This is a genomic window from Cellulomonas sp. ACRRI, assembly GCF_022346185.1.
GTDB lineage: Bacteria > Actinomycetota > Actinomycetes > Actinomycetales > Cellulomonadaceae > Cellulomonas.
The window spans coordinates 1-12,633 of the sequence record NZ_JAKRMS010000126.1; the positions used below are offsets into that span (position 1 = coordinate 1).

The 12,633-nt window shown below is 75.1% G+C and carries 11 protein-coding genes; 5 read left to right on the top strand and 6 right to left on the bottom strand.

From position 1 onward, the window contains the following. Positions 1-42 precede the first annotated feature (42 nt). Positions 43-1,353: an NYN domain-containing protein gene (locus tag MHY85_RS17430; RefSeq protein WP_239198728.1), complete on the top strand. Its 1,311-nt coding sequence runs from the start codon at positions 43-45 to the stop codon at positions 1,351-1,353. Between the two features lie 12 nt (positions 1,354-1,365). Here MHY85_RS17430 and MHY85_RS17435 read toward each other — a convergent pair whose 3' ends face one another. Next, positions 1,366-3,174, bottom strand: coding sequence for a long-chain fatty acid--CoA ligase (locus tag MHY85_RS17435; protein ID WP_239198731.1), 1,809 nt, complete (start codon positions 3,172-3,174; stop codon positions 1,366-1,368). A 275-nt stretch (positions 3,175-3,449) separates the two neighbouring features. On the opposite strand from MHY85_RS17435, the gene MHY85_RS17440 reads away from it, so the two are divergent. Further along, the gene (locus tag MHY85_RS17440) at positions 3,450-4,394 is read left to right on the top strand and encodes an ROK family glucokinase (protein WP_239198734.1); all 945 of its coding nucleotides are present in this window, start codon (positions 3,450-3,452) and stop codon (positions 4,392-4,394) included. Between the two features lie 21 nt (positions 4,395-4,415). On the opposite strand, the gene MHY85_RS17445 is transcribed toward MHY85_RS17440, so the two are convergent. Next, the gene (locus tag MHY85_RS17445) at positions 4,416-5,060 is read right to left on the bottom strand and encodes a hypothetical protein (protein WP_239198737.1); all 645 of its coding nucleotides are present in this window, start codon (positions 5,058-5,060) and stop codon (positions 4,416-4,418) included. An 83-nt stretch (positions 5,061-5,143) separates the two neighbouring features. On the opposite strand from MHY85_RS17445, the gene MHY85_RS17450 reads away from it, so the two are divergent. From MHY85_RS17450 to MHY85_RS17460, 3 genes are all read left to right on the top strand, one after another. Next, positions 5,144-5,935 (top strand): 1-acyl-sn-glycerol-3-phosphate acyltransferase, encoded by a 792-nt coding sequence (locus MHY85_RS17450; RefSeq protein WP_230323096.1) that lies wholly within the window; start codon positions 5,144-5,146, stop codon positions 5,933-5,935. Positions 5,936-6,072: 137 nt separating this feature from the next. Continuing rightward, entirely contained in the window at positions 6,073-7,293 is a 1,221-nt protein-coding gene (locus MHY85_RS17455) for a pyrophosphate--fructose-6-phosphate 1-phosphotransferase (RefSeq protein WP_239198740.1), read from the top strand. Further along, positions 7,293-8,645, top strand: coding sequence for a class II 3-deoxy-7-phosphoheptulonate synthase (locus MHY85_RS17460; RefSeq protein WP_239198743.1), 1,353 nt, complete (start codon positions 7,293-7,295; stop codon positions 8,643-8,645). Before MHY85_RS17455 ends, MHY85_RS17460 begins: the two co-directional genes overlap by 1 nt. 66 nt (positions 8,646-8,711) lie before the next feature. Here MHY85_RS17460 and MHY85_RS17465 read toward each other — a convergent pair whose 3' ends face one another. The 4 genes from MHY85_RS17465 to MHY85_RS17480 form a co-directional block, all read right to left on the bottom strand. Then, on the bottom strand, positions 8,712-9,125 hold the full coding sequence (locus MHY85_RS17465) for a VOC family protein (protein WP_239198746.1): 414 nt from the start codon (positions 9,123-9,125) through the stop codon (positions 8,712-8,714). 5 nt (positions 9,126-9,130) lie between these two features. Continuing rightward, positions 9,131-9,511: a helix-turn-helix transcriptional regulator gene (locus MHY85_RS17470; RefSeq protein WP_239198755.1), complete on the bottom strand. Its 381-nt coding sequence runs from the start codon at positions 9,509-9,511 to the stop codon at positions 9,131-9,133. A gap of 87 nt (positions 9,512-9,598) precedes the next feature. Further along, a complete protein-coding gene (gene pknB, locus MHY85_RS17475; protein WP_239198749.1) occupies positions 9,599-11,605 on the bottom strand; it encodes a Stk1 family PASTA domain-containing Ser/Thr kinase in 2,007 nt (668 codons plus the stop codon). 48 nt (positions 11,606-11,653) lie between these two features. Next, the coding region (locus MHY85_RS17480; RefSeq protein WP_239198752.1) for a LysM peptidoglycan-binding domain-containing protein at positions 11,654-12,633 on the bottom strand (980 nt) is incomplete at its 5' end.

A 12,633-nucleotide genomic window follows, 5' to 3' on the forward strand; every position in this document is an offset into this window, starting at 1 on the left:
CCGCGGTCCCGGCCCCACCTGCGGCCCCGTAGGGTGACGCGCATGCCCGAGCCCGCCCCCGACGCCGTGCCCGAGGCCGTGCGCGCCGCGGTGCTGCCCCTCGCGGCGGAGGTGCTGGGCGCGCTCGACCCGGGCGCGGTCCCGGCCTCGCTCGCCGCCGTGCGCCGGTTCGCCCCGCGCCGCCGGGTCACGTCCGGCGCGGGCCCGCTGTGGCTCGCCGTCGAGCGCGACGACGCCTTCCGGGCCCGGGTGGCGCGCGCGTGGTCGCACGCCCACCCGGAGCTCGCGGCCGACCTGCTCGCCGACCCGCCCGCGCCCGGCGCTCCCGAGGACCGCCTGGACCTCGCCGTCGGCGCGGCGCTGCTGCGCCCCGACGGCTGGGAGGGCCGGCTCTCCGCCGTCGGCACCCCACCCGCCGGCGCCGACGCCGCTGCGCAGCCCGACGCCGACCACGCGCACCGGGCCCACCGCGCCGAGGCCGAGCTCCGCCGCCTGGCCGCGCGGCTGACGGCCGAGACCGAGCGCGCCGACGCCGCCGAGGCCGAGCTGACCACGCTGCGCCGGGAGCTGCGCCGGCTGCGGTCCGACGCCGACCGGTCCCGGTCCGAGGCGCGCCGTGCCGCGGAGCACGCCGCCGAGGTCGCGGCGGCCGCCGAGCGGGTGCACGCCGAGACGGCCCGCGTGCGGGCGGCCGCGGACGACGACCGCCGCCGCGCCGAGGACCTGGCCCGGGTCGCCCGGGAGGACGCCGCGGCGCTGCGCGAGCTCGCGCAGGTCCGGGTGCGGCTGCTGCTGGACACGCTGGTCGAGGCGGGCTCGGCGCTGCGCGAGGAGCTCGCCCTGCCCCCGGCGGGCCGGATGCCGGCCGACCTGGTCGCGCCGCCCGTCCCGGGACCCGGGGGAGCGGTCCGCCCGACCTCCCGCGGCCGGTTCGCCGACGACCCGGCCCTGCTCGACGACCTGCTGGCCATGCCGCGCGCCCACCTGCTCGTCGACGGCTACAACGTGTCGAAGCTGGCGTGGCCGGACCAGCCGCTGACCGAGCAGCGCCGCCGCCTGACCGAGCGCCTGGCGACGCTCGCGGGCCGCACGGGCGCCGAGGTGACGTGCTGCTTCGACGGCCGGGAGACCGACGCCGCCGGCCGGGCCCCCGCGGCGCCGCGCGGGGTGCGCGTGCTGTTCTCCCAGGGGGAGATCGCCGACGACCTCCTGCGCCGCCTCGTGCGCGCCGAGCCGCCGGGCCGGGTCGTCGTGGCGGTCACCAGCGACCGCGCCCTGGGCGCCGACCTGGAGGCCGCGGGCGCCCGCGTGCTCCCGTCGGCGACCCTCCTGGCCCGCCTCGGCCGGGTCTGACCGCACCGGGGCTCATCCCGCGTGCTCTCCCGCGTAGATCGCCTCGACGTCCGTGGCGAAGTCCTTCAGGACGTGCGTGCGCCGCACGCTCAGCTTGGGGGTCAGGTAGCCCGCCGCGATCGTGAGGTCCCGGTCCAGGATCCGGTACCGCCGGATCGACTCCGCGCGGGAGACGGCCTTGTTCGCCCGCGCGACGCCCTCGTCGATCGACGCCAGCACGTCCGGGTGCACCGCCGCCGCGGCGACGGAGAGCTCGGGCAGCCCGTGCGCCGCGCACCAGCCCGGCAGGCCCTCGGCGTCGAGCGTGACGAGCGCGCCGATGAACGGCCGCCCGTCGCCGACCACGACCACCTGGCTGATCAGGGGGTGCGCGCGCAGCCGGTCCTCGAGCACGGCGGGGGCGACGTTCTTCCCGCCCGCGGTGACGATGATCTCCTTCTTGCGCCCGGTGATCCGCAGGTAGCCGTCCTCGTCGAGCGAGCCGAGGTCGCCGGTGCGGAACCAGCCGTCGTCGAACGCCTCGTCCGTCGCGACCGGGTTGCCGTGGTACCGCCCGAACACCTGCGGCCCGCGGACCTCGACCTCGCCGTCCGCGGCGATCCGGACCGACGTGCCGGGCAGCGGCGGTCCGACGGTGCCGATCCGGGTCTTGCCGGGCAGGTTCACGGTGGCCGGCGCGGTGGTCTCGGTGAGGCCGTAGCCCTCGAGCACCCGGACGCCGACGCCGCGGAAGAAGTGCCCGAGCCGCTCGCCCAGCGGCGCGCCGCCGGAGATCGCCCACTCGACGCGCCCGCCCATCGCGTCGCGGAGCTTGTGGAACACCAGCCGGTCGGCGACGGCGCGCTGCACCCGCAGGCCGAGCGACGGGCCGCCGGCGTCCAGCGACCGGGAGTAGGCGATCGCGGTGCGCGCGGCCCACTGGAAGATCTTCAGCTTCCCGCCGGCGGCGGCCTTCTGCTCCGCGGAGTTGTAGACCTTCTCGAACACGCGCGGCACCGACAGGATGAACGTCGGCCGGAACTCGCCGAGGTCCTGCAGCAGCTGCTTGGTGTCGGGGGTGTGGCCGAGCACGGCGCCCGCCGGGATGCACAGCACCTCGACGAACCGGGCGAACACGTGCGCCAGCGGCATGAACAGCAGGGTGCGCGCGCCGGGGGTCGACACCACCTCGTGCAGCCCCTCGACGGCGTTGCGCGCGAGCACCGCGAAGTTGCCGTGGGTGAGCTCGACGCCCTTGGGCCTGCCGGTGGTGCCGGAGGTGTAGATGATCGTCGCGACGTCGTCCCGGCCGGCGTGCCGGCGCAGCCGGTCGATCTCGGAGTCGGGCACCGCGGCGCCCTCCGCGGCCAGCGCGTCGAGCGCGCCGCCGTCGATCACGAGGACGTCCTGCAGCAGCGGCGCCTCCGGCCGGACCTCGGCCACCGTCGCCGCGTGCTCGGCCGTCTCGACCACCAGCAGCGTCACCGCGGCGTCGGTGAGGATCCAGTGCACCTGCTCGGCGGACGAGGTCTCGTACACGGGCACCGGGACGGCGCCCGCGCTCCACACCGCCCAGTCGAGCAGCGTCCACTCGTACCGGGTCCGGGACATGATGCCGACGCGGTCGCCGGGGCGGACGCCCCGCGCGACGAACCCGCGGGCGACGTCGCGCACCCGGCGGTCGAAGGCGCGGGCGCTCACGGTGCGCCACGCGGTCGTCCCGGGCGTCTTGTACTCCACGAGCGGGCCGTCGTCCGTCTCGGCCACGCGGGCGGCGAGCAGGTCGAGCAGGTTCTCCCGCGGTCCTGCCTCGACGAGCAGGGGCGTGCTGAACTCCTCCATGGCTGGCTCCGTTGTCAGGCGTCGGAAGGTGACTGGAGCATAAGGGACTTTGGTCCCGGTCGCGGGCGTACGACACGTCCCCCGAGCGGGTGGTCGGCGGCCGCCCGCCCCGTCACGGCTCCCGTGCACTGGGAGCGTGTGCAGCGAACGGCGCGCGGCACGCTAGCGTGGGGGCGCACGCGCGCAGTGTCGCCGCCGCGGCACCGGTGCAGCGTCCCGGTCCGGCGGTCCTCGCGGGTGCGCCACGCAGAGATCTCACGCGGAAGCAGGGAAGCATGCACGCCATCGGTGTGGACATCGGCGGGACGAAGATCGCCGCCGGTGTGGTCGACGAGGACGGCCGGATCATCGCCAAGACCCGGCGCGACACCGACCCCCGCGACTCCGCGAGCGTCGACCGCGGCGTCATCGAGGCCTGCCAGGAGCTCGCCGAGCAGTACGAGATCGGCGCGATCGGCCTCGCCGCCCCCGGCTTCATCGGCACCGACCAGGCCACCGTGCTGTTCACCCCGAACCTGCCGTGGCGCGAGCACCCGCTGCGCGACATCGTCGCGAAGGAGCTCGGCGACGAGGTGAAGATCGTCGTGGCGAACGACGCGAACGCGGCCGGCTGGGCCGAGTTCCGGTTCGGCGCCGCGCGCGACGAGCAGGACATGCTGCTGCTCACGATCGGCACCGGCCTGGGCGGCGCGATCGTCGTCAACGGCGAGCTCGTGCTCGGCGCCTGGGGCGTCGCGGCCGAGGTCGGCCACATGCGCGTGGTCCCCGGCGGCCACTACTGCGGCTGCGGCCACGAGGGCTGCTGGGAGCAGTACGCCTCCGGCAGCGCCCTGGTCCGCGACGCGCAGTCCGCGCTCATCACCGAGCCGGCGCGCGGCACCCGGCTGCTCGAGCTCGCCGGCGGCGACGCCGACGCGCTCACGGGCCCGCACGTCACCCAGGCGGCCCAGGAGGGCGACCCGCTGGCCGTCGAGCTGCTCGCCGAGCTCGGTCGGTGGATCGGCGAGGGCTCCGCGTCGGTGGCCGCGCTGCTCGACCCCTCGATCGTCGTGATCGGCGGCGGCGTGAGCGCCGCGGGCGACCTGCTGCTGGCCCCGGCGCGCCGCGCGTTCCTCGACCAGCTGTCGGCGCGCGGCCACCGCCCGGAGGCGACGTTCGCGCTCGCCTCGATGGGCAACGACGCGGGCATCGTCGGCGCGGCCGACCTCGCGCGCCGCTGAGCCGCCCGGGCGGCGCGGGCCTCAGACGACCGCGCCGTCCGAGTCGTCGTGCTCGGTGTCCCGCCGGTGCGGCATCCGCCACAGCAGCACGACCAGCCCCAACACGAACGTCACGACCGACGCCTGCATGACGACGGGCGGCGCGTCCCGCCAGAAGATGAGCACGACCAGCCAGACCACCGGCATGAGGGCGACCGCGAGCCACGCCATCGTCAGCAGCGGGTCGCCGCCCAGCACCGGACCGGGGTCCGGCGGCCGGAAGTGCTCCGCCTCGTCGACGCGCCGCTCGGCCTCGTCGATCTGCTCGGTGGCGTCCCAGTCCCGGCCGGAGGGCGGGGGAGGGCCGGCGTCCGGCGGCCCGGGCTCGGCGGGCGTGCCCGGCTCGCGGGCCGGCCGCACGACGCGCCGGTCGGTCACCCACGGCGCGACGGGGTAGGTTACGGCGGGACCGGACGACGTCCGCGGGTCGTCCTGGCCTGCGGCGGCGGCCGCCGGCGGCTCCGCCGGCCCGGTCTGGTCCGTGTCGCCGCGCAGCTCCGCGACGATCGCGGCCCACTGCTCGTCGGTGACGCGGTCGCCGGACGGGCCGTGCTGCCGACCGGCGCGCGGGCCGTCGGGCTCGTCGCCGTCGGGCGACGGGTCGGGGCGGTCGGGACGCAGGGCCATGGCAGCACTCTAGAGTCGGCTAGGAGCGGTGGGCACCCGACGTGTGCGCACCGGCCCGCACGACGAGGGCGAGAGGTGGCAGGTTGTTCTACTGGTTCATGAAGCGGGTCCTGGTGGGCCCGCTGCTGCACCTGCTGTTCCGCCCGTGGGTGCGCGGCGCCGAGCACGTGCCGAGCAGCGGCGCGGCCATCCTCGCGAGCAACCACCTGGCCGTCGTCGACTCGTTCTTCCTGCCGCTGGTGCTGGACCGCGAGATCGTGTTCATCGGCAAGAACGAGTACTTCACCGGTCGCGGCCTCAAGGGCCGGCTCACCGCGGGCTTCATGCGCGGAGTCGGCACCATCCCCGTCGACCGCAGCGGCGGCAAGGCGTCCGAGGCGGCGCTGCGCACCGGCCTGAACCGGCTCGCCGAGGGCAAGCTGTTCGGCATCTACCCCGAGGGCACCCGCAGCCCCGACGGCCGCCTCTACCGCGGCAAGACCGGCGTGGCGCGCATGGCCCTGGAGTCGGGCGCCCCGGTCATCCCCGTCGCGATGGTCGACACCGACAAGGCGCAGCCGCTCGGCCAGCGACTGCCGCGCCCGCGGCGGATCGGCATCGTCATCGGCGAGCCCCTCGACTTCAGCCGGTACAAGGGCATGGAGAACGACCGGTTCATCCTGCGCTCGGTGACGGACGAGATCATGTACGCGCTCATGGCCCTGTCCGGCCAGGAGTACGTGGACATCTACGCCGCCACCCAGAAGGCGCGCATCGCGACCGGGCACCCCGCCGCCACCGGCCCCGCGGCTCCCGGGCCGACCGCGCCGGGCGGGCGGGCGGTGCCCGATGTCCAGCCTCCGGTCCCACCGGAGGAGGACGCCGCGGCTCAGTAGGATGAGCCGCGTCCGCCGCGCCCCGGTGCGGCGGCACCCGAGGACCTCGGTCCCGGGTCCTGACTTCCGGCGTGCCGTTCCCTGGCTCCCGGGGCTGGGAAGACCCAGCTGTGCTGATCAATCGAGAGGTGTGTCTCATGTCGGTTCGTCGCGTCGCGCTCCTGACCGCGGGTGGCTTCGCTCCGTGCCTGTCCTCGGCCGTCGGTGGCCTCATCGAGCGCTACACCGAGATCGCCCCCGAGGTCGAGATCATCGCGTACGAGCACGGCTACTACGGGCTGCTCCGCGGCGACAAGATCGTCATCACCGACGAGGCGCGCGCGCAGGCCGGCATCCTGCACCGGTTCGGCGGCTCGCCGATCGGCAACTCCCGCGTCAAGCTCACCAACGCGGCCGACTGCGTCAAGCGCGGCCTCGTGGCCGAGGGCCAGGACCCGCTCCAGGTCGCGGCCGAGCAGCTCAAGGCCGACGGCGTCGACGTGCTGCACACGATCGGCGGCGACGACACCAACACCACGGCCGCGGACCTCGCCGCCTACCTCGCGGAGAACGACTACGGCCTGACCGTCGTCGGCCTGCCGAAGACCATCGACAACGACGTGGTGCCGATCAAGCAGTCGCTCGGCGCCTGGACCGCCGCCGAGGAGGCCGCCGGCTTCGCCGCGAACGTCATCGGCGAGCACCGCTCCGGCCCGCGCATGCTGATCGTGCACGAGGTCATGGGCCGGCACTGCGGGTGGCTGACCGCCGCCGCGGCCGCCGAGTACCGCAAGTGGCTCGACCGCCAGGAGTGGGCCCCGGCCCTCGGCCTGACGCGCGAGCGCTGGGACATCCACGCCGTCTTCCTTCCCGAGCTGGCGCTCGACATCGACGCCGAGGCCGCGCGCCTCAAGGCGATCATGGACACCCAGGGCAACGTCAACATCTTCCTGTCCGAGGGCGCGGGCATGCACGAGATCGTCGAGCAGCTCGAGGCGTCCGGCGCCGAGGTGCCGCGCGACCCGTTCGGCCACGTCAAGCTCGACACGATCAACCCGGGCCAGTGGTTCGCCAAGCAGTTCGCGGAGAAGCTCGGCGCCGAGAAGGTCATGGTCCAGAAGTCCGGCTACTACTCGCGCGCCGCGGCCGCGAACGCCGAGGACCTGCGCCTCATCAAGTCGATGACCGACCTCGCGGTCGAGTGCGCCCTGCGCGGCGAGGCCGGCGTCATCGGCCACGACGAGGAGGACGGCGACCGCCTCAAGGCGATCGCGTTCCCGCGGATCGCCGGCGGCAAGGCGTTCGACGTCTCGCAGCCGTGGTTCGGCGAGCTCCTGGAGGGCATCGGGCAGCCCCTGGTGCCCGCGACGGCGCACTGATGAGCGTCGAGGCGGACCCGCGGGTGCTCGAGGGCCTCGAGGCCTGGCGGGCGCTGCCCGTCACCCAGCAGCCGGCGTGGCCGGACCGGGACGCGCTCCAGCGCGTGACGGACCGGCTCGCCGGGCTGCCGCCCCTGGTGTTCGCGGGGGAGGCCGACGCGCTGCGCGGCCAGCTCGCGGCCGCCGGGCGCGGCGAGGCGTTCCTGCTGCAGGGCGGCGACTGCGCCGAGACCTTCGCCGAGGCCACCGCGGACAACATCCGCGGCAAGATCATGACGGTCCTGCAGATGGCGGTCGTGCTCACGTACGGCGCCAGCCTGCCCGTCATCAAGATGGGCCGGATGGCCGGGCAGTACGCCAAGCCGCGGTCGTCGGACTCGGAGACCCGCGACGGCGTCACGCTGCCCGCGTTCCGGGGTGACATCATCAACGGCTTCGAGTTCACCGCCGAGGCCCGGACGCCCGACCCCGAGCGGCTGCTCGACGCGTACCACACGTCCGCGTCGACGCTGAACCTCATCCGCGCGTTCACCACCGGGGGCTTCGCGTCCCTGCTGCGGGTGCACGAGTGGAACCGGGGCTTCACCGCCAACCCGGCGTACGCCCGCTACGAGGAGATCGCCGCCGAGATCGACCGGGCCATCCGGTTCATGGCGGCGTGCGGCGCCGACTTCGACGCCCTGCGCACGGTCGACTTCTACGCGAGCCACGAGGGGCTGCTGCTCGACTACGAGCGGCCGCTCACCCGGATCGACTCGCGGACGGGCCTGCCGTACGACTGCTCGGCGCACTTCCTGTGGATCGGGGAGCGCACGCGGCAGCTCGACGGGGCGCACGTCGACTACTTCAGCCGCGTGCACAACCCGATCGGCATCAAGCTCGGCCCGACGTCCACCGCGGACGACGCGCTGCGCCTGATCGACAAGCTCAACCCGAGCGCCGAGGCCGGCCGGATCACGTTCATCACCCGCATGGGCGCCGGCAAGATCCGCGACCTGCTGCCCTCGCTGGTGGAGAAGGTCACGGCCGACGGCCGCCCGGTCACCTGGGTGTGCGACCCGATGCACGGCAACGGCATCACGTCCGCCTCGGGCTACAAGACCCGCCGGTTCTCCGACGTCATGGACGAGGTCGCCGGTTTCTTCGAGGTGCACCGCGCGCTCGGCACCGTGCCCGGCGGGCTGCACATCGAGCTCACCGGCGACGACGTCACCGAGGTGCTGGGCGGCGCGGAGGAGATCGACGACGCCGGGCTGGCGCGGCGGTACGAGACGCTGGTCGACCCGCGCCTGAACCACCAGCAGTCGCTGGAGCTGGCGTTCCAGGTCGTGGAGCTGCTCCGGCGCTCCTGACCGTCCGCACGACGACGGCCGCCGCCCTGTCCGAGGGGTCGGCGGCCGTCGTCGTGCGGGGCCGGGTCAGGCCGCGCGCTGGTTGAACCGCAACATGTTGCCCGACGGGTCCCGGAACGCGCAGTCCCGCACCCCGTACGGCTGGTCGATCGGCTCCTGGAGCACCTCCCCGCCCGCCGCGCGGATGTGCTCGAACGTGGCGTCGACGTCGTCGGTCTGGAAGATGACGCCGCGCAGCAGGCCCTTGGCGAGCAGCTCGGCCATGGCCTGCTTGTCGGCCTCCGACGCGCCGGGGTCCGCCAGCGGCGGCTCCAGCACGATCGTGACGTCCGGCTGCTTCGGGGGTCCGACGCTCAGCCACCGCATCCCCTCGAACCGGACGTCGTTGCGCACCTCCAGGCCCAGCACGTCCCGGTAGAACGCGAGGGCCAGGTCGTGGTCGTGCACGGCGATGAAGCACTGCTGCAGCGTGATGTCCATGGCCGTCACGCTAGAGGGGCCGGGTCGCGCGGCGCTTCTCGGTTCCTGACCGGTCGGGTGCGGACCTTCGCGACGCACGCCGGCACGGCCGCGCCGGCGTCGTGCTGCTGCGCGCGGTAGGCGGACGGGCTCATCCCGACCAGCTCGGAGAACCGGGCGCTGAAGGAGCCCAGGGAGGTGCAGCCGACCTCGACGCACACGTCCGTCACGCTGAGGTCGCCCCGGCGGAGCAGCGCCTTGGCGCGCTCGATCCGCCGCGTCATCAGGTAGCCGTACGGCGTCTCGCCGTACGCGGCCCGGAACGACCGCGAGAAGTGCCCGGGGGACATGAGCGCCTCGCGCGCGAGCGTCGGGACGTCGAGGGGCTGGGTGTAGTCCCGGTCCATCCGGTCCCGCGCCCGGCGCAGCCGGACCAGGTCGTCCAGGGACGGGTTCGGCACGCCGCGCCTCCTCGCTCGCCGTCCGGCCGCGGTCTAGACGACCGTCAGCGTGATCGTCGTGCCCTTGGGGACCTGCTGGTCGGCCGGCACGCTCTGGTCGCGCACGGTGCCGAACAGGCCGCCCAGCACGTTGCGCCGCTCCGCCTTGAGGCCCAGGGCCTCGAGCGCGGCGGCGGCCTCGGCGTACTGCTTGCCGGTGAGGTTCGGCATCGCGACCGTCTCCGGCCCCTTCGACACCTGGAGCGTGACGGTGTCGGTCCGGTGCCCCTCGGCGCCGCCCTCGGGGCTCTGCGCGATGACCCGCCCGGCCGCCACCGTGTCGCTGAACGCCTCCTCCGGCGCGACGACCAGGCCGATGTCCTGCAGCTGCTGCGTCGCCTCCTCCAGCGTGGCCCCGACGACCGACACGACCCGCACGGGCTCGGGTCCGTCCGACAGCGTCAGGAGCACGGTGGAGCCGCGCTTGAGCGTCTGGCTCGGCTCGACGGGCGTGCCGTCGGCGTCCGTCGCCGCGAGCACCGAGCCGGACGGCGCGGCGTCGTCGTAGTGCTCGCCGTCGACGTAGTCGGGCACCAGGCCCGCCGCGGTGAGCGCCGCCGCCGCGTCGGCCTGCATCATCCCGACCAGCGGCTGCTCGGGCAGCGGCACGAGGTCGACGCCCTTCGAGACGGTGAGCGTCACGGTGCCGTCCTTGCGCACCCGCTCGCCGTCGCCGGGGTCCGCCTGGACGACGCTGCCCGTGGGCACGGTGTCGTGGAACGCGCGCTCCGTCTCGGCCCGCAGGCCGGCGGCCTCGAGCGCGTCCAGCGCCTGCTCCTCCGGCAGGCTCGAGACCGTCGGCACGGTGGTGTACGCACCGGGGCCGAGCGCGAGGTACCACCAGGTGCCGCCGCCGACCGCGGCGAGCAGCAGCACGGCGGCCGCGACCCAGCGCCACGGCCGGCGCCGCCGGCCGGCCGGCGCGGCGGGGGAGCCGGAGACGGTCACCGCACCGATCGGCAGCGCGACCGTGCGGCCGGGCGTCTCGAGGCGGGTGGTGGCGTCGCCCGGCTCGGCCGGCTCGTCGGCCGCCGGGTCGCCCGTGCTCTCCCCGGGCGCGCCGGCGTCCTGCTCCGGGTCGGTCGCCTGGGGCAGCGCGACCGCGGGCTCGCGGTCCACCCGGCGGGCGAGCGTCGTGGGGTCGAGCGCGGCGCGCGTGCGGCGCAGGAGCGCCAGCGCGGCCCCGGCGTCGGCGGGCCGGTCCTCCGGCTCGCGGGCGGCCAGCGCTCCGACCAGCTCGTCGACCTCCACCGGCAGCCAGGACGCGTCCGGCGCGTCGGACGGGGCGGGGACGTCGTTGTTGACGTGCTGGAACGCGATCTGGATGGGCGTCTCGCCCGTGAACGGCTGGGCGCCGGTGAGCATCTCGTACAGCAGCACGCCGGTGGCGTACACGTCGGTGCGGGCGTCGCTCTCGCCGCGGACCACCAGCTCCGGGGACAGGTACGCGACGGTGCCGAACACCGTCCCGGTCGTGGTCGAGGTCACCTCGGTGACCGCGCGCGCCAGGCCGAAGTCGGCGACCTTGATCCGGCCGTCGGTCGCCATCAGGACGTTCTCCGGCTTCACGTCCCGGTGCACCAGGCCGGCGCGGTGCGCCGCGCCCAGCGCGTCCAGCACCTGCTCGGCGACGCCGAGCGCCTCGTCGACCGTCAGCGAGCCGCGCTCGGACAGGTACCGGCGCAGGTTGACCCCGTCGACGTACTCCATCGTGAGGTACGAGGTGTCGCCGTCGAGGCCCTGGTCGTACACGCCGACCAGGCCGGGGTGGGTCAGCCGGGCGGCGGCTCGGGCCTCGCGCCTGAACCGTGCGACGAAGTCCGCGCCCGCCCGGCCCTCGGCCAGGTGCGGGTGCATGACCTTGAGCGCGACGTCGCGGTCCAGGCGCCGGTCGACCGCCAGGTACACCGTCGCCATGCCGCCGCGCGCGATGCGCTGGACGACCTCGTACCGCCCGTCGACCAGGCGGCCGACGAGCGGATCGGTGACGGTGGCTCCCACGGGCGGCAGTCTACGGGCGCGGGCGGGCCGAGCCCCGGAGGCCGGGCCTCAGTAGCGCGCCATGTGGGTCTGGACGTTCGCGACGTACCGCCGGGTGTCGCTGAACATGCCGTTCCGCTTCACCGAGGAGGCACCCTGGTAGTAGGAGGCGATGGCGGTCTGCAGGTCGGGCGACGTGCGCACGAGCTGGCGGATGATCGCCACGCCCGCCACGACGTTGTCGTCGGGGTCCAGCAGGTTCAGGTCGCGGCCCACGAGCTGCGACGCCCACTCGCCGGAGCTCGGGATGACCTGCATGGTCCCGATCGCGTTCGCCGGCGAGACCGACGTGTGGTTGAAGCCGGACTCCTGGAACGCGATCGCCTGCGCCAGCGCGGGGTCGACGCCCATCGAGCGGGCCGTGGCCGCGACCTTGGCCTGCATGTCGGCCTTGGACGGCACGCCCATGGCGACCAGCGAGGCCTTGTTGGCGTTGGCCGAGGCGACGACGCTCGGCGCGTAGGTGCGGCCGAGGAAGGTGTTGCCGACGAGCTGGGCGCCGCCCGGGGCTGCGGCCGTCGTCGTCGTCGCCGAGCCGCCCGGGATCGTGAGGGTCTGGCCGACCCGGACGAACGCGCGCGCGTCGAGCCCGTTGGCGGAGACGATCGCGGAGACCGTCGTGCCGTAGCGCTTGGCGATCGCGGACACGGTCTCGCCGGCGGCGACGGTGTGCGACCCGCCGGCGGACGCGGGCGCCGCGGCCGGAGCCGCGGCGGCGGTGCCGGAGGCGCCGGGGACGGTGAGGGTCTGGCCGACGCGGATGAAGGCGCGCGCGTCGAGCCCGTTGGCGGAGACGATCGCGGAGACGGTCGTGCCGTAGCGCTTGGCGATCGCGGACACGGTCTCGCCGGAGGCGACGGTGTGCGATCCGCCGGCGGACGCGGGCGCCGCGGCCGGAGCCGCGGCGGCGGTGCCGGAGGCGCCGGGGACGGTGAGGGTCTGGCCGACGCGGATGAAGGCGCGCGCGTCGAGCCCGTTGGCGGAGACGA